Genomic DNA, 22,378 nt, shown 5'->3' with positions numbered 1-22,378 from the left:
ATGACATAGTTCCAGGGCAGTTTGTGTGGCGTGACCGGGAATAGATAGATTCAGAGACTTGATCATCTGTACACGGTCAATCTATACTAATGGCTTTCTCATTGTTTATAACTCACATGGTCAGAATCCGAGTCGATTTATTACTAGACCACACACTCATATCGCTCCAGAATATCATCTCTGAGCAATCAATAGCCATATTCGTCGAGATTATGATCCAGTATGTGACTTACTCAGATGGTAATGCTGAGTATGATGTGAAATACCCACTTCCCAGTATCTCCTTGCGAAGTATTACCTCAACAACTTGGTCGGCTCCAATCTTCCCCTCAACTAATATCTCAGGGATACTGAATTCGGCATCGATTTCCTGAATAGAGCTGAATTCGGCGACTGGGGTAAGGGATTCAGCGTATATCATTAATGCCCTCTCATAATCGTCCGATCCTACGATTGAGAATTCAATAATATCAGAAAAGAGATCAAAATCTCCCACGTACAGTTTTTCTTGAAATGGTTTTGCATCAATCACGACCAGTCCTTCATGCAAGAGTTGTAAACGAAGCGAACCTGCATCCTTAGTTGCGAATGATCCCATATTAACTCCATGTCGAAGCGAGGGATAACAGAAGACACAATCTTGACGATTTATTGGGAGGCAAATTTCATTTTTATAAGCCACTACCTGTAGTTTCGTCTCAATATCATCCCGGTATGTCTGGTTAGATGGTCGCAGTCCTCCTTGTTTGATGCTCGGAATATCTTCAACATATGCTGAGTGGTATATATATTCTATCTCCATGTTGCTACCACTAAGAAGAGAGAAATCAAAATAGTAAACATTTATTCTAGTGATGAGCAGATCAAATACACACTAAACACATATTGACTATCACAATCTATCATTTCAACCCTCAAAATATATGCTGAGACTTGGACAGAGAGAAATTTTTAGCTATATTTGGGAGATATTAGTGAACACTTTACTCAATCTACACCCCCAATTATGACCAGTGGTGTTATTTCATATCAACAATCGCCCCTTTTTCAGCTAGCAATTGTTTCGATGCAATACATTTCTTGCCGCCAGAAGAAATCCAAACTGTAGTATTTGTGAAATCAATGTCAGACAGATCAGTTTTGTTCAGGGAAGCTCCCGAGAGATCAGCATTCGAGAGATTTGTCCCAGGGAGGTCAGCATCTGTGAGGTTCGCACCGGAGAGGTTGGTTTGAGACAAATCGGCTTTTTTCAGGGAGGCATCAGAGAGATCAACATCTGAGAGATTTGTTCGATTGAGGTCAGCATTCGAGAGATTTGCCCTAGAGAGGTTAGCCTCAGAGAGATCAGCATCTATGAGATCGGTGTGTGTGAAATCAGCGTCCGTGAGACTACTGCCGGAGAAGTCAGCTTGGTTGAGATTAGCGTTGGAGAGGTCGGCACTCGAGAGATTTGCTCCGGAAAGGTTAGCACGTATGAGATCTGCGCCCTGAAGAGATGCGTTTGAAAGGCGAGCGTCAGCAAGGTCAGCTTCCCTGAGATATGCGTCAGAGAGATTACCGCCGGATAGAATAGTTTGTGGGATAATATTGTGAGGCAAGATGGCTTCATCCTGTGGAATTGTGTATTCAAATCGGGCGTCTGTCAACTGAGCGTCTGTTATATCTGCATCAGAAACAGAGGCACCGGTAAGATTGGCTTGCGTGAGGGTAGCACCGGTGAGGTCGGCACCGGAAAGATCAGTTTTTGTAAGAGGTCTGGATCCGCTAGAGAGGTCAGCGTCAGTGAGATTAGCACCTGCGAGATTGGCATCACGGAGATCAGCGTCAGTAAGATCAGTACTAGAAAGGTCGGAATCAGAAAGATCCGCCTGAATAAGACTAGTATTAGAGAGATTAGCCATGCGAAGATCAGTGTTTGTGAGGTCGGCGCCTGAAACGTCGGTGAGTCGTGGGTCAAACAGGTCGGCGTTGGAGAGATCAGCGTTGGTTAGATCGGCACCTGAGAAGTCGGCATCGATAGCTGAAGCGAGTGTCAAATCAACACCTGAGAGGTCAGCACCAGAGAAATCAACATCTCTAAGACTAGCTCCACTGAGATTAGTGTCAGAGAGATCGGCGTCCCTGAGACTTGCATTGCGGAGACTGGCGTTGGAGAGATCAGCATGTGTGAGGGCAGAATTGGAAAGGTCGGCACCGGAAAGATCAGCTGTGGAGAGGTCAGCGCCGGAGAGAACAGCTTGTGGGATGATATCACGAGGTGAGACATCCTCATCATGTGGAATTGTGTACTCAAACTGAGCGTCTGCCAACTGGGCATCTGTCACACATGCACCAGAGAGAGAGGCACCCGTCAAATCTGCGTCAAGAAGGTAAGCACTGGACAAGTCAGTGTCTGTAAGATCAGCACTAGAGAGGTCTGTTCCAGTGAGGTTGGCGTCAGAAATATTAGCGCCGGAGAGTGTAGCTTCGCTCAATGACGCAGCCGAAAGGTCAGCACCAGCGAGATTAGCGTTGGTGAGGTTAGCACCGGAAAGATCTGCGTTGAGAAGACGAGCGTCGGAGAGGTCAGAATTGTACAGATCTACACCGGAGAGGTCAGTATCCGTGAAGTTCATACCGGAGAGATCAGCACCTGGTTTAATATCAGCCTCATCAGTCGGATTGTCTGAGTCGGAGGAGGTCATTGTTGGGTATCTGTACGTATGGTCGTTTTCTAATCAGTATAATACTGTGTCTTATTATACTACAGGAAGGTATTCTATGATTTCTGAAAGAGCCCAATGACGGATTGGGCGGACTGAACATATTCTCTCAGGTTGTGCACCGGTTAACTCTGTTCGATATCTCGAAACGCTCTCCTCTTTCCGCTTGAGTAAATACACGCTACTCTCTTTGATTCCATATCAAGAGGTAAGAATGACCAGTCGATTTGTCTGCAGTCGCCACTCCCTCACTGGGATCATCTCAGAGAACATCTTCAGTGAATGGAATTAAGCAACTTAATCCTGATCATAATATCCGTACTCAAATAAACGATCGATGCCTCTCTCAGATATTGATATTTAGCTTACTTGGCTTGCCAAGATATTCAGATACAACACTACCGTTCCTGCGGAAGTATCTGTAGACGTATGGTCCATGCTTTTCACCACCTTTCGTGCACTTACATGACGAATCACCACATTTCACCTTCTCCGTGACTACTGTGCCTCTGCCTGCATATTGACTTTCGTCTACTGGTTTGGCATTACTTGATATCTCGTCTTCTGATACGGCTCTATTTCTGTACTCAATTAGCTCATTTAGATACTCCTGTAGCTCCTCAAGCGTCTGATCATCTTGCTTTGGTATACCCTCTGCAAGATACTTTGGTAATGAATTGGGTGTTTCTGGTTGCTTCATCGCCTTATGTAACAAAGTTACAGTAATACTACTTATATTTTACATAAGATATCGTAGGGAGTAAGTATAGAATCGATATCCAGCTTACATAGAATTCATCAATAAAAAGTGACAATATCAATATAGTTAATCGTCGGACATGGCTTATTTCGCTGCGTGGATAATTATAATCACATACATCGATGAATAATATAATTTATCCGTAGGCGCTGTAGATTCAAAAATAAATGATATAATAAAAGTATAGATATATCTAAATTATCAAAAGAGACTGATTTTACAGCTCCCGATTCACATAAAATATCAAATTTATGATTAATTTAACAAAATAATATAACACCCGTACTATCATTATACTATTATTCGGCTGACTATACTGAGGTAATATACCGACCAAAGGTAAACTGATAAATCATATTTGTCTAATAATTCGTCATTTGTCATCTATTAGGCATAGAATATCCGTGCTATAATATCAGCTCCAGCAGCTCATAGGTACTGATCTTTCCCTATTAAACGGTGGTCGAGATATAAATTAACGAGCACATTAAGCTGGTATATTTTTGTTATAGTCTGCTCGTCCCGTTCTGCCATTAATGTACATGTGTGCTGGCTAAGCGTGAATTTTAGTGTGATAAAACTTAAGTATATGATTTTCATAACCTTATGTAACAATTGGATAGAGAAAATTATTTGTTACATAAGGTCGATTTAACATCATCCGACAACAGTCGATATTTGTCCTTTCAGACTGGGAATCACACCGTTGGAAATCACTACAATGATTACTGGCATGATTATGTCAATTTACTTCTCACATAGTGCTATTATGTTAATAATGAATCTAATTGATCACGACACGTTCGTTACTTACCAAGTGCCTGTTCTAGACGTTCTCGCTGCTCAATGACGTTCTGCTCTCGATATGATTCGTGGGTTGTTTCAATTGATTCATGCCGGAGAAGTTCCTGTGCGAGTTCTGCATCTTGAGCATAGAGATCGCTGCCGAGCCCTCGTCGACCACCGTGAGGTTTGAGATACTCTCCGTCGATATCAATGTCAGCTGCCTCACAGAGTCGTTTCATTACGGACCGCCCCCCATTTTTTGAAAGTGCTGGTGGTGCGATTTCGTACTCGTGGAGTATTTCAATCGATAACGACTCTTCAAGCACTGTCTTAATTTCCTCAGAATTCCACCCCTTCGATTCAAGACCTTCCTTGGCAGCGTCTGTGAGTGATGCGTGGTGACCTGTCGGGAATAGTGGCCAGTCTCCACTTGCTGGATTCAGCACCGATTTATACTGTTCAAGAGCGCCGACGACTCGGCTGGTCAAAGGGATTTGTTGTCGCTTACGATTCTTTCCGAACACAGTGGTGACACCCTGCGTGAGATTGACATCTTTCCATCTGAGACCGTTCCGGTGTTCATCACGTGGATCCGAGAATAGTTCGGCACCTCGAGCTCCAGTCAGAGCAAGCACTGTGACGACAGCCCGATCTCGAAATACACGTTCGACATTATCATCACCTGATTCCTCCAGAGCAGCATGAGTTCGATCCTCAACAAATTCAAGTAGTGCTTCTCGTGTCTTGACTGACCAAAACTGTCGGTCGTGATCGCCATGGTATTCTGGAAGCTCTTCCTTCACCCGATTCGGTTGAGCAGGGTTCGATTCGATCCGTTCGTCATCGACGCACCATCCGAGAAATGCTCGAACGATGGTGAAATATGGACCATTTGTATGGGCTGAAGCCGCTGAGAGGTTATCATCTTCGTCACGGACTCTCTTCCGTAGATGCTGAGCGTACCGTCGACAATCGATGATGCTCAGCTCTGTGAGGTCTGTGGTATCTTGATAATCGTCCAGATACTCTGAAAATGTCTTGAGAACTACCCGGTTGTTCGCCCGATAGTTACCAGAATCAAGGCTAGCAATCCGTGAATCGACTGCGACGTCCAGATTGGTTTCATCATTTGGAGCCGTGGATTTGCCGGGTATCATGATAATGAATTTGTGGACGGCGGGGACCCACTTTAGTTTACTGTGTCTTTTCGCTCTAAAACACAGTAAATTGTTCGAATCATCAAAGTCCTAATATCGACACTTTCAGCGTATCAGAATGCAAAAATTGGTTCTATAAATCATATATCGCTATACATAATCTCAGCATATGTCTTGAATCAGTCAAACGGATGTCCGAGTTCCAACTCAGACTGCGTCTGGTGATTATAATAATTATAAATTGTCCTGTTCTGAAGTCATAAGCTATTTACTCGATTTAGAAATAGAAGATCGAGCCTCTTCAAACCGCTTTGTAACTTCTTGGACAAGGTCTTCCTCAACGGCAGTTCGCAGAAGTGCATCTGTCATCTCCCGAGCGACGATGTTCTGATAACCTCGCTCACTAAGCTTACGCTCAAGCTCATATTTCATCCAAGAGTCGAAGTCGTTGATGTTCTCCTCACGAGCGTAAAAAGGACATTGTTCAGATACCTCGTATGAGAAGGCAGTTGTACTGGTTGGACTCAATCATCCTGAGAAAGTGGAAACGCAGTTTGAAGAATGTGGAACATTGAGTGACATTTGAGAGATAAATTATCTTTTATTATGCTACTGTAATTACGATATTTAAGAAAGTCTTGGAACAACGCATCAGCACCTCGTGTGCGCAAGGCACTTTTGATATTCGAGTGTAATCATGACATTTACACTGTCAAAACATAAAAAAGTCAATCTAGGGATCGAACCTTTACTCTGAATTCCGCATCCTTGTGCAACTGCTGTGCTATGTCAGAATCAAGCAAAACATCGTTCAATATGTCGAGATTCTCTCGTGTCCCATAGTTCTTGATTATCTGAACGGACATTCTATACCTATCGACCGTCGGATCATTTTGTAACCACCCCTCCAGTACTCGCCAAATACGGGATTTTGATATGAAACGGTCATCGAATCTCATCATCCAGCCAATAACATCTTTGTTCTCTGTGGTTTCAATCTCACTTAGCTCTTCTAAAAGATCACTATCATCAGGAAAGTACCTTTGTCGTTGGTTATCTGTCAAATGTGGATACACGTGGTCAGTGACCCAATCTTCCATATCTAATTCGTAAGCCTTCTTCGTAATTGACACCAAATCTACGTCAGAGATATCACACAGATACGGTTCGATAGAAACAAGCTGCCGTTTCGAAATCAGCTGAGATCGCCCGGTAGTTTTAAACCCAAAGTTTGTACCAATATGATTCAGCAGATTTCCTGGATCATCACTGTCTCCATACGCTTCCTCAGCCAGTTTTCTGGTTTGGGATGTTCCAATGTACAGTGCTGCTTGGAAAAATTCAGAATTGGTGTTGACCTTCTCCCAATGCCGATCTAAGATTTTCTCTGCACTTTCTCGTGGGATATCGAACAAAAGATTACCTAAGTCATAAGATAAACTCTCTGGATCGTCTGGGAAATATTGATTAAGAAGGTCATCAACCAACCTATGGGCTTCTGCCCCCCAAGCGTTCGATAAAACATTAATTAGACTGGATTTTTCAACGAAATTAACTGATGAAGAGTCTATAACCGTTTTATCAGCTAACCTCAGCCGTTCATAATATGCTCGGTATTCGAATAAATTATTCTCACTCGCACGTTTCAATTCCTCGATGTCACCCTCTGCTGTATTTTTGGCCCACAATTGAAACGCACTAGTTCGAGTTCGGTCGGCATTGTTGTTATCCGTCCAGATCTCTTTCATTCGTCTTTTTATCTTAGCAGGAAGAGCCTGACCACCTAGGTTTCTAGGACTCCAAGGATCTAGGAGTGTCGTTGCCCACGGGGATATTCCATCTGTTTTCCTCATATTTTCACCTCGCTCCTTTACCACGAGTTCCAGTGCTTTCGAGTCGGGAACCTCACTCAGAATAGACACGAGATAGCGTTCCATATCCGAGGATTCCTCTACTGTTTTAATCAGATATTCTACTTGGTCTTCAGATATATCCCGCCTGAGAGAGTGTTTTACTTCTCTATAAACATCACCAGTGGCGATTTCGACGTTTTCGTCACCAATATCACTCCCACTCGGTAGTGACTTCCATCGAGTGATTACCTGATCGACGAGGCTGCTATGTTCGGGGATGCAACACTGGAAGCTCGCCCATAGAAATCCCGACAGAAACTCCGGATTTTCTCCGTGACGCTTCCAACATTCCCTGATACCTTGCTCTAACTCAGTTTGAGCAACAAAACCAGCGAGACGAAGTGTTGCTTCAACATGCTCAGCATCTACTGACGAGAGAATCTCGGAAAGTTTGTCTATATATGCATAGCCCCCTTGATGCATCACATCGTCGAATACAGAATCTCGCCGGGAGTTATTTACATTCGGTGACCCATAGTTACTTTTACAATATTGTATTCCTGCCTTCAAGTCACCATTCCTGAACCTTGCCAGCAGAACTATCGGAAACTGTGGTAATGACTCAGCTAGTTCAAGAACTTGTTCTGAGTCTGTTTGATAAAGAATATCCATTGTTTCATCAAGTATACTATTAAGAATCTCTGTGTGTCCTCCCTGGTCATCTAGCCACCGTTGAAACTCTGCGGCTACCTTCTGCTCATATTCTGGAAAATCTCCATTGAGCCTACTGATCGCTTCGATGAGCGAAAGAGGGTTGCTTTTCCGCAGTTGTGAAAGGATAGTCTCAGATGGTCGGAAATATGCGATTGCAGTCCCAAGAATTGAGTAATAATACGGGTCGTTTAGGTAGGTATGCGTGGTACTATCTCGGTCCATTTGTTCGATGCCGGCGTCAGCGAGCAGAAAGTCACGAATTCGGTCATGACGAAAGGACAGGACTCTCTCTTCTCTTTGTTTCAGAATTGCAAACAGTTGCTCTTGCTCAGATAAGTTTCGAATCCCATCTAAAATTCGTTGGCTAGACCATGACCAATCTTGTATATCTCTCCATTCCGGGTTTAAATTTTTAGCCTTCATTATATTATGGGACAACTCTTCAACAGCTCGCTCATAGTCTCCAACGATTAATGATTCATTTAAATTTTCACTCGCCATCTCAAAAGCGTATTCAGAATACTCACTAAGAACCTCTTTCGAAGTGTCTGGTAGATTATCAATAGTTTCTTTACTGCACATAAGTTGACCGAGTAAACCGATCAAATGTGGATCTCGACCCACTTCCTCTGCAAGATTACGAGCTTCCTCATCCGAAAAATCGTGTCCATGCTCGTTTGCGTGTAGCTGTATAAGCTCACCTGCGTTCTCAGCGGAAAGCGCCTCAAGTTCGATGGGCTCAGCGAACTCATTTCCAGTCATCTTACGCTTTTGTTTGCTCCAAATTCGGGGCCAAAATGGGCATAGAATGGTAATTGGCAATCTACCTGAACCGGATTTATGCCCATTCTTGGATTCATCTGTGGTGTTATTCAATCCCTCCATCCAGTTTTGTAGTTTTGCCAGCAGACGAGACGGATTATTTGCACGGTTGAGATCATCGACTACAATCAAAAGCTGTGAATTTTCCTCGGCGAGTTGTAGTGCCTTTTGACCTGGTGTATGCTCTAGACTCGAGTTTAAACGCGTAAGTCCCGATTTAATTGCCTGAGCTAAAGATTTTGAATGTTTAATATCTTCTGAATCAAGCCTCAGTGCTGGCTTTTGATTTGCTCTCCAGCGTTTCAGCGCCTGATAGGAAATAACGCTTTTTCCGAATCCAGAATTGCCAACTATGGGGACGAAGTGGCTTCCAACACCGGAGCTACGGGCATTATAAAGTATTTCTGATAGTTCCGGACGCTCTATCTTTACACCGCCGACAGAGGTATGAAAACTCTGTTTATATGAATTGAGACTATCCTCTGATAGTTCTAGCAGAAGCGGCTCAGAGAGCCGTTTTTCATCGATATCAAAATATTCTTCACAGATATATTGTCCATCCGGATCATTCTGGAGAAATTCGCTAATACGGTGGACGTCCCAGATATCAACAGAAATGTCACGACGATTAACAGTATGATAAACATCTTGCATCAGTTCACTATTTAATACACGGTTTGAGACTAAAACTGCTGTAAACTCTGCATTGGGAATATTTTCACGAATCTTATCTGATTTATCAGCAGCTTTAATCAAATCTCCCCTAGGATCATTATCTCCTGCGTCTGGATTAGCAAGCCATTTTTTCTCTAAGTTTGATTTTTGAGTTGTAGTAAATTCTAAAAATATATAATGTGGTGGATCCGCGTCGAGAACCTGCCCTAGCCCATCTACAGGATCATTAATTGGCTTACCCTCTGTATTGATACCGGTCTGAATAACAGCCTCATATTTTTGATCGCTCCTCCGTAGGACTTCAGTTGCGAGATTTTCGAATTTACCAGTGTCACTCATCTCAGATATTCTGGTTTTTAATGACATGCTCAATTATCTGATAGTCAATTATACTGCCTTCATGTTAATATCTAGTGGTTATTTGAATGAATGCTAAACATCGCATTTCATGCAAATGAAATCATATTCGGGTCAGCTTTCCTCGTAGTTTTAGATATCAAAAGCATCAGAACTGAGATGCCATACGGACTGCATATGTAATGACTATGCAGACCGCCGTCACTAAGCTGACCTTCTCCTTGGTATCGGAGTCAAGTAAATTATGTTTCAGTAGATCAGCGCTGACGAACGATTTTTGAATAGAGTCAGATTATGATATTTTAATGGATGGTATCGAAAAGACTCTCACTAACGGACCCGCTATTTTACGGGCAATCGGTTCTCTGCAGTCTGCAATTATATTACTGCTAGTGGTGTTTCGGCTATCGGAGTTGTTTTGAGTCGATTGGCTTGTCATGCGCATCTATGCAGTAATCGGGCCCGTGCTAGTGCCATCGACGCTGAGAAGTATAGTAGAATTGATATAAGATGATTCAAAAAACCAATATAAGTATTTATTGAAGACATGACATATACAGGTGAGGCGATGATTCTCGGAGAGATACCGTGATCTCTGATCGAAACCAGTGAAATAATCGATTTTTTATCACGAAGGATTGCCAATATTTCTCAAATTCACCATCGTGATTATTTGCAGACTTGAAGAGGGGTATCAATTTAATTTCAAATAAAGTCGTCACGTCGGCAGCTGCCCTGCAGTGATCAGAGTGCGACCCAGAACGGAATATAGCAAATCTAAGCCAGGATTTATTATTTGGAGTATGTATGACTAATCTCAAATACGTTGAGGAGAAACATACTGCCCCGTTAGAGGTGGAAACACGTATGATCGGGAGTTGCAATTAGCCGTCGATGATCTAACTGTAGGACGGAGCGTGTAAGTTACCTCATGTTGGTTTACTACCAAATCTGTCTGATATGCTACGTTGTTCATTAGTTGTGTTCACTACATTTGTTCAGCATGTTCATGATGTGTATTCATTGCATATGTTCACTAGTTGTGTTCACCACATACATTCATGAAGTGTATTCATGAAATCGTCTGGCGAAGTTTCAATACAGTGGTCATATATTACTCACGTATGTTGGCATACTCGACATACAGCGAGGCAGGTGGGGTAGGAAAGACCACAACGGCGGCAAATCTAGCTGTTGCACATGCTCGTGCCGGATTAAAACCGCTCGTCGTCCCACTTGATCCACAGGACGGAGATCTATCACGGCTGTTTGGTGTTGATACTGACCGAACAGAGTCAGTCGACAACGTGGTTCGCCACATGATCCGTCGTTCAAAAGGCGAGTTTGGCAATCTGATTCGAACGGTTGAGGGGGTTGACATCATTCCAGAGCATAACATGCTCTCCGACCTTGCGGAGTATCTTCAGCGTGAGAAAGAGCAAGCGGAAGCAATGGGTGAAGCATTCGGGATGCATTCCCAGCTTTTACGCGTCCTTCGCAAAGCAGGGGTACCAGATCAGTATGATGTCTTGATCTGTGACCCGCCTGCAACGGAAGGACCACATCTCTATAATGCAATCAATGCGACTCGTTCACTCGTGATTCCTGTCGAACCGAGTGCAAAAGGACGAGCTGCAGTTGAAGGACTGGAATCGCTCGTTGCTGGGTTCGAGTCACAGTTGGATATCGAAGTTGGTGTCCTCGCAGCAATCCCAATCAGATTCAAGAATACGCGTGATCAGAAGCAGATTCTCACAGAGATTACCTATGATATTCCTGAAGTGATTGGTGAAAGAGCCTCATTAATGGAAGGCTGCTGGATGCAACAGTGTTCTGCCTTCCAATACGTCCGAGAACACCGTACACAGCGACGAGATTACGAAATCGAAACGCTAGCACAGTTCGACCGGATTGCTCGGCACTTAGAGGATGCAATTGATATTGAAGCACCGAATCCACCAGAGCCAGGGGATGTCGAACATGAGGTGATCTCAGCATGACGGGTATGAAAGAAGGTGCCGGCGAAAACCCGTTTTCGGATGACACAGATGAGCTGGATGAAACGGAGTCAAGTACAGAGCGTAATCAGCAGACGCCAGATAAAACTGAGGATCAATCTGACGTAACCGAACATATGAAACAAGAGCGTCAGAAAATGCGAATTCCATACAAGTTTCGGCGTGATAGTGTTCAGGACGGTCGGAATCGTGTTCCGTTATTCCTGCAGGAGGAGACGAAGGGAAACGAGCGTGATGCACAACGAGAACTCGAAGATCGCTTTGACGGAGACGTATCGCTGACAGATCTTCGAGAGGCAATAGCATTAGTCGGACTCAATCATCTCAACGAAGTGGAGGCACAACTTGAGGAGTGGGGATACGGAATGAAGTTTGAAGAATAAATTATATTATACGTGTAAAGACAGATCCTAACCACTTTGGAATATAGCTAAACACTAATCCTAGTAACATTACTTGACACATACATATAGGAAATTATGGCTTGTGTTCCAACACCACTAAAGAAGCCAACGGCGTGTGCAAGGACGTTAACGAAGATCCCAGATTGTACAGGATTGATCGGAATAATGCTATATAAAAAAAGACAAACAACAGCTCCATACCCGACGATCTGAGCAAGGTTCTTGCGATTATCAGTTATGCGATATCGGAGGTGACCTGGCTGCTGGAGATCGGTTCTTGAAACGAATAGGGTACTTCCTAATGCAAGAGCAATAATGATAGCTCCAGCGACTTCTAGTGTGAGGATCCCATTAGCAGCCATGAGGAGACCTAACCCAATCAGAAAAATTAGTAATACTACTTGTACACCTGCCTCTTTCCCATACTCGCCAGCAATAAAGTGTCCTATTGTAGCAAGAAGCATTCCGCCAAACGCACTTACAATTCCCGAGAAGCCTCTTGATGTTGCCTCGTCAGCTAGCAACCCAGCATGCTGATACAGCATTACGTAGTCAACGAACTTCGTAATCGGTGGTACGACGAGAAGTAGAGTAGCCACAGTGATCCAGAAGCGCTGTCGGTCACGTATTTCTGCCCGATACAGGGAGTATACGAATCCGATTGCGACTACGTACCCAAGCAGGTTTGAGGTGAGATGTGCGTTTGATGTGTGTAGGACGACTGTTGTCCAAATGGTGATTATGCTAGCATCCCCGTAGGTGAATAGTAACTGATTATACATAGCATCTGACAGAAAAAAGTGAATAGTTGCGATCACCACTGGAATTATCAGTAATATAAGGATATCAATCAAAGCCAGTCTATACTCTTGCCAACCGGACATTTTGCTCCTCATATTTATAGAGTTGATTAGTGATCGTATTGTCTGTCATCGTTCTAGACGCACGGAGTGAGAATATCTGGAGATTCACCGATGAGACATATCCAGATATTTTCATCAGGATACTCACATCGATTTATGTTGACGGTTTTAATCCATCGACTTGAGTTACTTCAAACCGTGCCCCGCCTTCAGAGCCCTCTGTAAGGGACATCTCCCATCCATGAGCTTCAACGACCTGTTTCACGATTGAGAGTCCAAACCCAGTACCTTGATTAGTCGTCGTATAGCCCGCTTCGAATACATCGTCTCGCTTATCTGCAGGAACTCCGCTTCCATCGTCTTCGACATAGAATCCATCCTCAAGCTCACCAATTGTGACTGCCACATCCTCGTTTGTATGCTCGATTGCATTCCGCATCAAATTCTCCAATAACTGTGCGAGCCGATTGGGATCTGCTTCGATACTCTGTGTGGCAGTGATATCGATATTAACTGTTGCATCGGCATCAGTTGTCTCAACATTCTGCCGGCAGTTCTGAGACAACTCGGCGAGATTGACTGACTCTGTGCCGTTTATTTGTTCGTCTGCACGAGCTAACGTGAGAAGATTTTCAATCAGGTCGTCCATCCGAGTCAGTGCTGAGTCAATCCTGTCAATTCTCTTATTATTACAATTACAGTCCTCACGAAGAAGTTCCACGTTTCCTTCTGCAACAGACAGTGGGTTTCGGAGGTCGTGACTCACGACACTTGCAAACTCATCCAATCGTTTGTTTTGACGCTTGAGTTGTTTTCTGTCCTCAGCGAACTCGGTAATGTCCTGTGCAACCGCCATCACATGAGTGATCTCTTTACTATCGGATTCTACAGGTGTCACCCGAGCCCGGTATCGGTCACCGTTGTACTCCTGCTCAGCAGTGGTCGCAATCCCGTCGAACGCCTGTTCATATTGATGGCAGGCTTCATCCGCAAGTTCATCAGGGAACACGTCGTGTGGGACGTGCCCCTCAATATCCGAAGGCGACAGGTCAGCTCGTTCTAATGCTTCGCCTCGAGCATAGACATACTCGAAATTTTCATTGATGAGGTATACTGCACCATCGGGGAAATTCTTTGCAAGTGTCTGATACTTCTGGTTTAATTCAGCCAACTCTTGTTTTCGATGTTTGATATCAGTAATATCACGGGTTACACCGGCAATATACTCAACCTCCCCGTCGATGACGACTGGTGTAATTCTAGTCTGCCAATGAACAGGGTCATCGCCAATCTGGAGTCGCTCTTCGTATTCGAGTGTCTCTCGTTGCTCGACACAGTTCCGATATTTCTGTTCAACTTTTTTTACTTGACTTTCATCCAGTACATCCTGTATCGTCTGTCCACAACTTTCCTCAGCTGAGACGCCTGATGCGTCTTCCCAGGACTGATTAACTCGTTCAATCACAAACTCTTCGCCGACACTGATCAAAAATCGAGAATCCTGCGTATGCTCAAAGAACGTCTCAATCTGTTCGAGTCGTTGACGACGTTCGTGCTGTTGTGTGATATCACGGATTGCACCCCGAATTTTGGTAACATCGTCACTATCATATACCGGCTCACCAGTGGCACGTACCCATTTTTGTTCATTTTCAGCAGTAATGAGTCTCAACTCAATTTCAAACGGTTCGCCGTGGGCATGACAGTTGCTTATCGCTGTTTCAATTTTTGCCTGATCATCAGGATGGCAAAACTCGATTCCAGTCTCCAGTGATAGCTCAAACTCATCATCAGGATCAATATCGTGGATTGCGTATGTTCCCTGCGTCCAACGTGCCTCACCCGTTTCCATGTCAGCTTCCCACCCACCGACATCAGCCAACTGTTCGGTGTGTCGGAGCAGATCTTGGTTTCGTTTGAGCGTTTCTTTGCGTTCAGTTCGATCTGTAATATCTGTATAGATAGCAAATCCACCAGAACCATCATCATAGACAGCGTTCTGAATCAGGAATTCACGCAGACCATCTACAGTCTCACGGGTTACCCTCCGAGATTTGAGGCGACCACCTGCTTGAACGTATTGATTAATTGCTTCAGCTTCATCAACTCGATCGTCAGGAACGATGTGGGCGTCGAGGGAGTCGCCTACGAGCGTGTTGGCTTCATATCCAAATACATCCTCAAAAGCCAAATTCACGTAAGTCACAATTGGCTCGTCGGATTCATATTGAACTTCGACGATAGGTTGTGAGAGACGATCAAACAGGGTTTGAAATCGCTGTTGCTCTTGTTGAACTCGTCGCTCAGCCTGTGACTGGTCGACAGCGTTCACAATCCGATGAGCTAGCAGTTCGTACTGTTCATTTCCAGATGATTTCTGGAGATACTCAGTCACTCCGGCAGAGATAGCTTCGCTGGCGATTGTTTCGGATCCTTTGCCTGTGTACAGAATAAATGGGAGATCAGGATACTCCTCTCGAACAGTTTCCAAAAAATCGATTCCATCCATTTGAGGCATATCGTAATCAGAAATAATACAATCGAATGTCGAGCCAGCGAGGCGAGCAAGCCCATCGTTCGCACTAGTGGCGATTTCGGTGTTGAATCGGTCATTTTCCCGCTCCAGAAAGGTTGTCGTCATCTCGGCAAAGTCGAATTGATCATCAATGTGGAGGATACGAATTGTATCCTTATATTTCTCTTCTGTCGTCATATTCAGTTACTCATGGGTGTATTTTTGTAGTATCATAAAATCTCTCGATACAGTTGCAGTTACCATCATAAACAAGATAAATATTATTACTATGATCATTATGAATGAATACGCAATCTGTGTTGGTTCAGACCGCACTGATGGAATGAACGTGCATACATCTCATATAGAGTCTCCTCTGAGTAGACCCTGTCACGATTACGATTGGGGCAATTCTAGTTTCCCAGTGTGGTGAAATGTGCTAATCTAAGAGGTCTTCAGTGGAGGCAGATCCGTGTCTACATCGGCTGAATACCGTTCATTATCAATCATAATGGTATATCCCTCAAAAAATCAGCAACTGAATCATACTTTACAAATTGTTCTCCAGCCATAGAATCGACTTTCTGAGCATGAAACACGAAAGTGATTATAGATCTGCTGATATCAGTATATTCAACACATATTACAGCATTTTTTTGACTATGTAAGTAAGAGTGAACTCAACGGCGGAGGAACTCGACGCAATCACAACTCGTGATATTGAGTAGGAATAAGCATCGACAGCTTGCACAGAAACGCTGGTATAATATTATTGATAATTAATGGTTGTGATAATTTCGTCCCTTATGTAAAATATGGAATCAATATATTACATAAGATATCCTACTTTAGACGTGATCCTGATACGCATAATTCCAATAAAACCTATATCAACGGTGATAGAGAACTCATTATGTCATTCATAACCCGATAAGGGGATCAGGTAATTGTTTGCCCAGTATTGAGAAACGGCAAGACGTCTTGTTGAACGGCTCAATGAACTAAATAAAATTTCTGCACACAGATTTGTTGGTCAAAACAACTCTGATGACGATGGAATGAATCAAGCTGAGCAAAAGTGAGTGATTGAAAAATTTAACACGCAGTAATCGTGTGAGTGCAATATCGTGCCGTTCTATCACGATGATTGCACTTACACAGCTACCTCCAATGATCTGTACGGGAGTACTCACGTGTGAATTGAGCCTCCTGCTCATACTCTTGATACTAGACTATTATAAGAAAACAATCGTTACACCCTCAATCACCGATTGAGTAAGTGGGATGAACCTAACTTAGAGGTAGTGTTTGTCGCTGAAACTGAGAAATTAAAGCGTATCGTCAGAGGGACGCAAGTTAAGCCTCGAATGGCTCTCAATTCAACGTTTATGTGTCCAAGTTGTGGCAAAGAAGTTACCTTTGACTCCTCGTCAAGTGAGTTGCTTGAGTATTTTAATCATAAAGATGGCTCTTCTGACTGTTTTGCCAATGACGCTGCTTCTGACGAGCATCGACTTGCCTCTGAAATCTCGCTGCAAGCTATTTATAATCGCCTTGCTCGAGATACAAATAAACCAGTAGAGATTGACACCGAACGATGGGTTGGTGAACAACCAGATTTCATTTTCGCTGATGTGCGTGTTACTTCGCCGGCATATATAACAGCAGAAATTTTCTACAAAGCCAGAAAATTCAATCTTAGAGATCGTTTTGAAGTTCTATCTCAAAATGATTATCAAACATATCTGATAATCCACACTGAGGGATGTCATGACCCCGATGAAATCAATCGATATATGTCCCGAGTTTCCCCGCTAAATGTTGGGTATTTTGATCCTCACTCAATGGAGATTGTTCTCGGAGATCTGTTCTCTTGGGAACAGATCAATTTTAATAAGAAAAACAAGGTGCCAAACTATCTAATATTCAGTGGATAGCAAAATATACTTGATCGAAATTCATGGGCTTCTGCTTATATCCATACCACAGAATCGGCATATTCAACTGGACACTCAATCACCGATTGAGTTGATGATGAGTTTGCAGACATAAGATATGATACGATGATTCTGATCGTCTAATCTAGGACATATGATGTATTAACTCAATTTGTATGGAAAACTCCCAATTCAATACACGAGACTATGTGGCGAAAAAATAGTGTGGAGATAGGGAATCTGGTTATCAGGACTGATACTTATTTCTCAGCGCAGCAGGATACCACCATACAGCCCCCGTATCTCCGACTTTTTTCATACTCAGGTCGTCCATTTCAACGAGCTTTTTTAATCGGTCAAAAGTACCACGATGCCCGATTTCGAGTTCATTCGATACCTCTTGAGTCGTTAACACTGGATCTGAAGCTTGACGAAAGACAGCAAGAATATCCTCATCAGCGACAGTTGGTTTCCGACCTGGAGAGCCCATTTATCAAGAACAGCAGTAGCAAAATCATAGGAATTTGCTCATTTAAGAGAATTAGTTCTTACAAAAGAATTAATATAGATCAGGAGAAATTGATTATATAGATGTTCAGACAAAGAAACCACCCAGTTCAGCATAATAATATACAATACTCAACTTACAATCGGCTAAGCCAAACTGGGCGTGTATGATATGGTTGAGATACCAAGAGTCGTTACGCAGTACGCTGACCAATCAATATCCGTAGTATACCATTCTCTTCGTGCTTCTCGACGACGGCTGGTGGCTGGACTTCTTGCTCACCGGGCGATCACTGCGTCTACAGGTATGAATTTAGTCAATTTCATCAAGAGTGATCAAAAAGCTGCTCCTGTCGTGACAGTACGGGATCTTGCTCGTGAAGTGACTGCTATTGAGGAGGATGTATCAGTCGAATCTGCAACTGGAGATTCTTATCATAATGTCTATACGTCGCTGATTCAGACTCATCTCCCCAAATTAAATAATGTGAGTGCGATCAAATACAATGACAGTCGTAAGACTGTTTCACCTGATCGAAATCTTCTACCGCTCATCGTAGTGGTTACGTCCACATCACCCGTGGCTCAGATGCTTTTTGACGACACTATCGTAGATACATAGAGTGGTATAGTCCTGTCACATGAGGACTCACCTAGCGACTGACGACATACTCAGCTGCGAGATATATACTAATAATCTCCCCAGATTAATTACACCACCTACCGGGAGCATCAATGCGCAACCCACACTACGCTGATACTGTTTGGTTGAATCCTAATGTCATACTCTGGAATCCCTACTGGAATTTCCTTCTGCTGATATGTCGCCTCTTGTGGGCTGAGAATCTTCGCAACAACGGTCATGTTTTTTGCCACACCTACAAACCCCGCTGCGAATTGACCTGTTTCACCACTATCAAGCATGAATCCTTCCACAGCGAATCCCCTCTCTCCACCTTTTAAACGGATAGAGACATCTAATTCACTATCACGCTTATTACTAATTAAAAACTCAGAATCTTTCGAATCCTCTAATTCTGGCAGACATCCACTAGATAAGAACAGCCCGGAGATAGCGAGGAATTTCCGCCGGATCATATCTGATTGTTTATCTATGGTGAATGAAAATTTAACTCCGATTTTCTGGATGTGAGACATAAGGCGTTAATATTGGTCATATTTTCTCATGATCAATCACGCTAATGTGTTCTTATACTGCTATGGCCACATCTTGAACAGTATGTTATTGATACCATCAGCCTATCTAAGGGATAACAAGCCCAGCGTAATAGTGTCGGATCCTTGCTGGGATTCCACCTGTTCGTGCTACATATGATTGAAATAAAGAGTAAAAGCCGAAGCGTGAATCTCAGTCAGTTACTCGCCAGCGGTTATAATATTCATTTACTTCCTCTGCGACATTAGATTGGCTCATCTCAGCCAGTACTGTTTGTATCATTTCGTATGATGCATCGACAGTTTGCAGTAATTCACTGATAGTAAATTCACCGTCTGTTGAATGTACGGCTTCAATAACCTGTTCGTGTATTTGATCACGGCTGGGTTCCCAGCAAACATGACTACACCAATTCAATACCGTGTCTTCGTCCACATCCATCTTTTCAGCCACACGTGTACATGATCGTGGGTATCCACCATTTATCAGTAGGTATCCAGCAACGGCTTCCTGTCCTCCGATAGCTACTTCTACCGGTACTGCATCCCCTTCTGGTTCACTGAACGGTCCGTATGTATTCCATAACCCGTATGCTAGGCGGGCTTGACTCAGTAAATCAAACGTCATATCGATATATTGTTTGTTGCCATCAATCACCTCACCATGCATTCGAAACCGTGCTGGTTCCAAATCAATGCTAGTTATCTGAACCGTCTCAGAACAATCTACGTCAGTAATTAGCCAAGCTCTTTCATTCTTATCTAATACCGTTCCGTCCTCTACGATTTCTTTACGCCCGTTGTATGCCCCATGTACTAACGACATATCTACAGATATGATGCAGTTTTATATACCATTATCTAAATGACATGAACATCTCTCAATCTCTCACGGTACTGTAGACACGAAGTGAGATACTCTGATCATCTGACCCGCCAATCAGCGTATCATCTATGCGAAGACTATAGATTAATTATATCATCTTATCGAGAAAATCAGTAGTCGGTCCATTCCACATCGATACCATCTGAGTGGATGTCGATCTCATACTCTTCAGAATGAGCGGGAATCTCCGTTTGGTCATATGTCGTTTCTTCGGGGTGATCAAGATCCACAGTAATGATGATTTCCTCTGTATCTTGTAATCTTGCTGTGAATATGCTTGTTTCACCACTATCAACGAGGAATCCTTCTTGATCTATCGTACCTCCATTTTCATCTTTGATTCGAACAGAACCTTGTACCACGGTGTCACAGCTATTGATGACAAAAAAGTCAGAATCTATGAGCAGTTCCTGCTCAGAGCTTGATGAACATCCACCGAGAGAGAAAAACCCAATTGCAGCGAGGAACTTTCGTCGATTCACATCACACTATCCTTGCACAATAAGAAGAATTCTATTCTAATTTTCTGGATATGAGACACGACAGTATCACTGATTTGTCAGTGTGAATGAATTTAGGCTGGTATACTGGTGTTTTGACTACCTAACCCAGGGGGTAAATGCCCGCAGATGCGGGTTCACTATTAATATTATAACGCCACATAAACGCAGTTGAAATATTTCAATTCCTTGTTACACTATCCCCCTATATTCGTGTTATTGATAACTCAACAGACGTGGTGGGAGTTCCCGAAGTGTTGATAGAGGGTCAGAGTAAGCCTGTGTCATTGTCATCCCATCCACTGCGATAATCGTTCAATGTTTCACGAACATATGATTGAGAACAGTCGCAGTCTGCTGCAATTTGTTTTGGATTTGAAACACCCATATCGTACTGATTGAGAATACAATCCTGCAGTTTGGTTGTATCATCATCGCCGCCCCCCAATCCAAACATAGATACGAATAATATCAGCAAATCATCTAAAAGCATCGTCAAGTTGGCGACTCACAATGATAATCTTCGCCGGTCTCATGAAGACAGTCGCAGAGAGTGGCTTAATAAGTAACTTTCACGACATTAGCTGTCCCAATACCAGCCATAATCTCCTCCTTGGAGCCTACTAATCAGTCCAGCATCGCTTGCATCGTCGAGAATTGGCTTCAGAGTTTTCTCATAGAAGACGCTTTGATTCAGATTCGACGCCTGCGGGTCAACGGTCTGGTTCGTGACTGTGGCATCACGATCTTGGCAACCTTCGAGTAGACGCCTTATTGGAACACGCTGATGCTTACCAGTTGCCTCATTACGCAGATATTGGAGTATCACAACCCGCGTATTGGTTACTTCCTCACATCGGCTGTCAGTCCACCCGGTTCGGTCAGTGATAAACTCCTGTATCGACCCTCTCTTTACATCATCCTCAGCTGCAGTAGAAACATCAGCCGTGTCAGGTGTCTCGTCTATTCAGATAATTTTCTCCCCCACATTTGGCAAGTGTATCATGTCACCGAAGAGTAGTGACCAACACAGCACAGCGTCTGTTTTCATGATTCAGACAAGAAGAACACGCACGTTATGAAGATCACTGTTTCTGCGAGACCGACCGGCTATACCTTATGTAATAATTGAGCGAAAGAAAGCAGATTGTTACATAAGGAAAAATCGAAGTGTCGGTAGCAACGTATAATAATTCAATTGAACTATTTTGAATGGTAATGTTCGTGAATTTTCCTTTACTCATACGAACGAAGAATATTGACTTATACCTCCAAAATACACAATCAAACCGTTAAATATCTGAGAGAACAGACTGAACGAGACATTGTGGACAGTATTTCCAAAAGAAGCAACCACTAGCCGTTAGCCAAGATCACTGTCGGTCTTGAATCAGAGAGAACAAATGCGACCTGAGCACGTTTCACGTATCATCAGAACCGCTGTCAAGAGAGCAGGTATTCAGGAGAAGATGTACGAAGACAGGGAAAGGCGGACTCGGTGGAAAATCACCAGCCACACGCTACGTCGATCCGCTGCTTCCTATCTCGCCAACAAGACAGGCTATCCACTCCATATGTTGGCTTCCGATCTGAATCACCGCTCGGTTGATACTACCGGTGATAGGTATGTGCGTGAGGACAAGGTTTATTTCACTTATCTTAGCATGGTTGATTTCTCCGAGACCAACATCTCCAAGACACACAGACGATAATCATATCTAATGGATCTTTTGTCACTCTAACGAA

General features: G+C 43.3%; 18 protein-coding genes and 1 pseudogene. 5 read left to right on the top strand and 14 right to left on the bottom strand.

Annotated elements, in window-relative coordinates:
- Positions 1-229 precede the first annotated feature (229 nt).
- From HQRW_RS15745 to HQRW_RS14285, 6 genes and pseudogenes are all read right to left on the bottom strand, one after another.
- The gene (locus HQRW_RS15745; RefSeq protein WP_149031587.1) at positions 230-598 is read right to left on the bottom strand and encodes a hypothetical protein; all 369 of its coding nucleotides are present in this window, start codon (positions 596-598) and stop codon (positions 230-232) included.
- Positions 599-1,019: 421 nt separating this feature from the next.
- Positions 1,020-2,684, bottom strand: a complete 1,665-nt coding sequence (locus HQRW_RS14305) for a pentapeptide repeat-containing protein (RefSeq protein WP_014554890.1) — start codon at positions 2,682-2,684, stop codon at positions 1,020-1,022.
- Positions 2,685-3,048: 364 nt separating this feature from the next.
- Positions 3,049-3,402: a DUF6788 family protein gene (locus HQRW_RS14300; protein ID WP_014554889.1), complete on the bottom strand. Its 354-nt coding sequence runs from the start codon at positions 3,400-3,402 to the stop codon at positions 3,049-3,051.
- Positions 3,403-4,268: 866 nt separating this feature from the next.
- A complete protein-coding gene (locus tag HQRW_RS14295) occupies positions 4,269-5,405 on the bottom strand; it encodes a tyrosine-type recombinase/integrase (RefSeq protein ID WP_014554888.1) in 1,137 nt (378 codons plus the stop codon).
- A gap of 264 nt (positions 5,406-5,669) precedes the next feature.
- Positions 5,670-5,927 (bottom strand): annotated as a pseudogene (locus tag HQRW_RS14290) (hypothetical protein); the annotation flags it as partial.
- A 206-nt stretch (positions 5,928-6,133) separates the two neighbouring features.
- Complete coding sequence (locus tag HQRW_RS14285; protein WP_049892383.1) at positions 6,134-9,808, bottom strand: NACHT domain-containing protein; 3,675 nt, start codon at positions 9,806-9,808, stop codon at positions 6,134-6,136.
- Positions 9,809-10,950: 1,142 nt separating this feature from the next.
- On the opposite strand from HQRW_RS14285, the gene HQRW_RS14280 reads away from it, so the two are divergent.
- Together HQRW_RS14280 and HQRW_RS14275 are read left to right on the top strand one after the other, a co-directional pair.
- Positions 10,951-11,826: a ParA family protein gene (locus tag HQRW_RS14280; RefSeq protein ID WP_014554886.1), complete on the top strand. Its 876-nt coding sequence runs from the start codon at positions 10,951-10,953 to the stop codon at positions 11,824-11,826.
- Complete coding sequence (locus tag HQRW_RS14275; RefSeq protein ID WP_014554885.1) at positions 11,823-12,227, top strand: hypothetical protein; 405 nt, start codon at positions 11,823-11,825, stop codon at positions 12,225-12,227. The genes HQRW_RS14280 and HQRW_RS14275 overlap by 4 nt, the downstream gene beginning before the upstream one ends.
- 47 nt (positions 12,228-12,274) lie before the next feature.
- Here the strand turns inward: HQRW_RS14275 and HQRW_RS14270 are convergent, their stop codons facing one another.
- Positions 12,275-13,030, bottom strand: a complete 756-nt coding sequence (locus tag HQRW_RS14270; protein ID WP_149031586.1) for a hypothetical protein — start codon at positions 13,028-13,030, stop codon at positions 12,275-12,277.
- A 235-nt stretch (positions 13,031-13,265) separates the two neighbouring features.
- Positions 13,266-15,824, bottom strand: a complete 2,559-nt coding sequence (locus tag HQRW_RS14265) for a hybrid sensor histidine kinase/response regulator (protein WP_014554883.1) — start codon at positions 15,822-15,824, stop codon at positions 13,266-13,268.
- A 1,106-nt stretch (positions 15,825-16,930) separates the two neighbouring features.
- Between HQRW_RS14265 and HQRW_RS14260 the strand changes: the two genes are divergently transcribed.
- Positions 16,931-17,563: a competence protein CoiA family protein gene (locus HQRW_RS14260; protein ID WP_014554882.1), complete on the top strand. Its 633-nt coding sequence runs from the start codon at positions 16,931-16,933 to the stop codon at positions 17,561-17,563.
- A gap of 247 nt (positions 17,564-17,810) precedes the next feature.
- Here HQRW_RS14260 and HQRW_RS14255 read toward each other — a convergent pair whose 3' ends face one another.
- The gene (locus tag HQRW_RS14255; protein ID WP_014554881.1) at positions 17,811-18,053 is read right to left on the bottom strand and encodes a hypothetical protein; all 243 of its coding nucleotides are present in this window, start codon (positions 18,051-18,053) and stop codon (positions 17,811-17,813) included.
- A 189-nt stretch (positions 18,054-18,242) separates the two neighbouring features.
- Here HQRW_RS14255 and HQRW_RS14250 point away from each other — a divergent pair, with 189 nt between their 5' ends.
- Entirely contained in the window at positions 18,243-18,692 is a 450-nt protein-coding gene (locus HQRW_RS14250; protein WP_049892378.1) for a DUF7344 domain-containing protein, read from the top strand.
- Positions 18,693-18,802: 110 nt separating this feature from the next.
- Here the strand turns inward: HQRW_RS14250 and HQRW_RS14245 are convergent, their stop codons facing one another.
- The 5 genes from HQRW_RS14245 to HQRW_RS14225 all read right to left on the bottom strand — a co-directional run bounded on the left by HQRW_RS14245 (position 18,803) and on the right by HQRW_RS14225 (position 21,461).
- Complete coding sequence (locus HQRW_RS14245; RefSeq protein WP_014554879.1) at positions 18,803-19,168, bottom strand: hypothetical protein; 366 nt, start codon at positions 19,166-19,168, stop codon at positions 18,803-18,805.
- Between the two features lie 271 nt (positions 19,169-19,439).
- Complete coding sequence (locus HQRW_RS14240; RefSeq protein ID WP_014554878.1) at positions 19,440-20,072, bottom strand: hypothetical protein; 633 nt, start codon at positions 20,070-20,072, stop codon at positions 19,440-19,442.
- Positions 20,073-20,242: 170 nt separating this feature from the next.
- A complete protein-coding gene (locus HQRW_RS14235; protein WP_014554877.1) occupies positions 20,243-20,614 on the bottom strand; it encodes a hypothetical protein in 372 nt (123 codons plus the stop codon).
- A 286-nt stretch (positions 20,615-20,900) separates the two neighbouring features.
- Positions 20,901-21,089 (bottom strand): hypothetical protein, encoded by a 189-nt coding sequence (locus tag HQRW_RS14230; protein ID WP_049892372.1) that lies wholly within the window; start codon positions 21,087-21,089, stop codon positions 20,901-20,903.
- 123 nt (positions 21,090-21,212) lie between these two features.
- Complete coding sequence (locus HQRW_RS14225; RefSeq protein ID WP_014554875.1) at positions 21,213-21,461, bottom strand: hypothetical protein; 249 nt, start codon at positions 21,459-21,461, stop codon at positions 21,213-21,215.
- Between the two features lie 574 nt (positions 21,462-22,035).
- On the opposite strand from HQRW_RS14225, the gene HQRW_RS17110 reads away from it, so the two are divergent.
- Positions 22,036-22,344, top strand: coding sequence for a tyrosine-type recombinase/integrase (locus HQRW_RS17110; protein ID WP_049892369.1), 309 nt, complete (start codon positions 22,036-22,038; stop codon positions 22,342-22,344).
- Positions 22,345-22,378: the final 34 nt, after the last annotated feature.

The sequence above is a fragment of the Haloquadratum walsbyi C23 genome, from assembly GCF_000237865.1.
Classification (GTDB): domain Archaea; phylum Halobacteriota; class Halobacteria; order Halobacteriales; family Haloferacaceae; genus Haloquadratum; species Haloquadratum walsbyi.
The sequence above is the reverse complement of the archived record's forward strand: the minus strand, read 5'-3'. Positions and strand labels throughout refer to the sequence as shown.

Excerpts from the sequence above, each read along its gene's own strand:
- HQRW_RS14270 (WP_149031586.1), bottom strand. The coding sequence starts at position 13,030 with ATGTATAATCAGTTACTATTCACCTACGGGGATGCTAGCATAATCACC.
- HQRW_RS14245 (WP_014554879.1), bottom strand. The coding sequence starts at position 19,168 with ATGATCCGGCGGAAATTCCTCGCTATCTCCGGGCTGTTCTTATCTAGT.
- HQRW_RS14285 (WP_049892383.1), bottom strand. The coding sequence starts at position 9,808 with ATGAGTGACACTGGTAAATTCGAAAATCTCGCAACTGAAGTCCTACGG.
- HQRW_RS14305 (WP_014554890.1), bottom strand. The coding sequence starts at position 2,684 with ATGACCTCCTCCGACTCAGACAATCCGACTGATGAGGCTGATATTAAA.
- HQRW_RS14275 (WP_014554885.1), top strand. The coding sequence starts at position 11,823 with ATGACGGGTATGAAAGAAGGTGCCGGCGAAAACCCGTTTTCGGATGAC.
- HQRW_RS14295 (WP_014554888.1), bottom strand. The coding sequence starts at position 5,405 with ATGATACCCGGCAAATCCACGGCTCCAAATGATGAAACCAATCTGGAC.
- HQRW_RS14240 (WP_014554878.1), bottom strand. The coding sequence starts at position 20,072 with ATGTCGTTAGTACATGGGGCATACAACGGGCGTAAAGAAATCGTAGAG.
- HQRW_RS17110 (WP_049892369.1), top strand. The coding sequence starts at position 22,036 with ATGCGACCTGAGCACGTTTCACGTATCATCAGAACCGCTGTCAAGAGA.
- HQRW_RS14280 (WP_014554886.1), top strand. The coding sequence starts at position 10,951 with ATGTTGGCATACTCGACATACAGCGAGGCAGGTGGGGTAGGAAAGACC.
- HQRW_RS14230 (WP_049892372.1), bottom strand. The coding sequence starts at position 21,089 with ATGTTTGGATTGGGGGGCGGCGATGATGATACAACCAAACTGCAGGAT.
- HQRW_RS14265 (WP_014554883.1), bottom strand. The coding sequence starts at position 15,824 with ATGACGACAGAAGAGAAATATAAGGATACAATTCGTATCCTCCACATT.
- HQRW_RS15745 (WP_149031587.1), bottom strand. The coding sequence starts at position 598 with ATGGGATCATTCGCAACTAAGGATGCAGGTTCGCTTCGTTTACAACTC.
- HQRW_RS14300 (WP_014554889.1), bottom strand. The coding sequence starts at position 3,402 with ATGAAGCAACCAGAAACACCCAATTCATTACCAAAGTATCTTGCAGAG.
- HQRW_RS14250 (WP_049892378.1), top strand. The coding sequence starts at position 18,243 with ATGGTTGAGATACCAAGAGTCGTTACGCAGTACGCTGACCAATCAATA.
- HQRW_RS14255 (WP_014554881.1), bottom strand. The coding sequence starts at position 18,053 with ATGGGCTCTCCAGGTCGGAAACCAACTGTCGCTGATGAGGATATTCTT.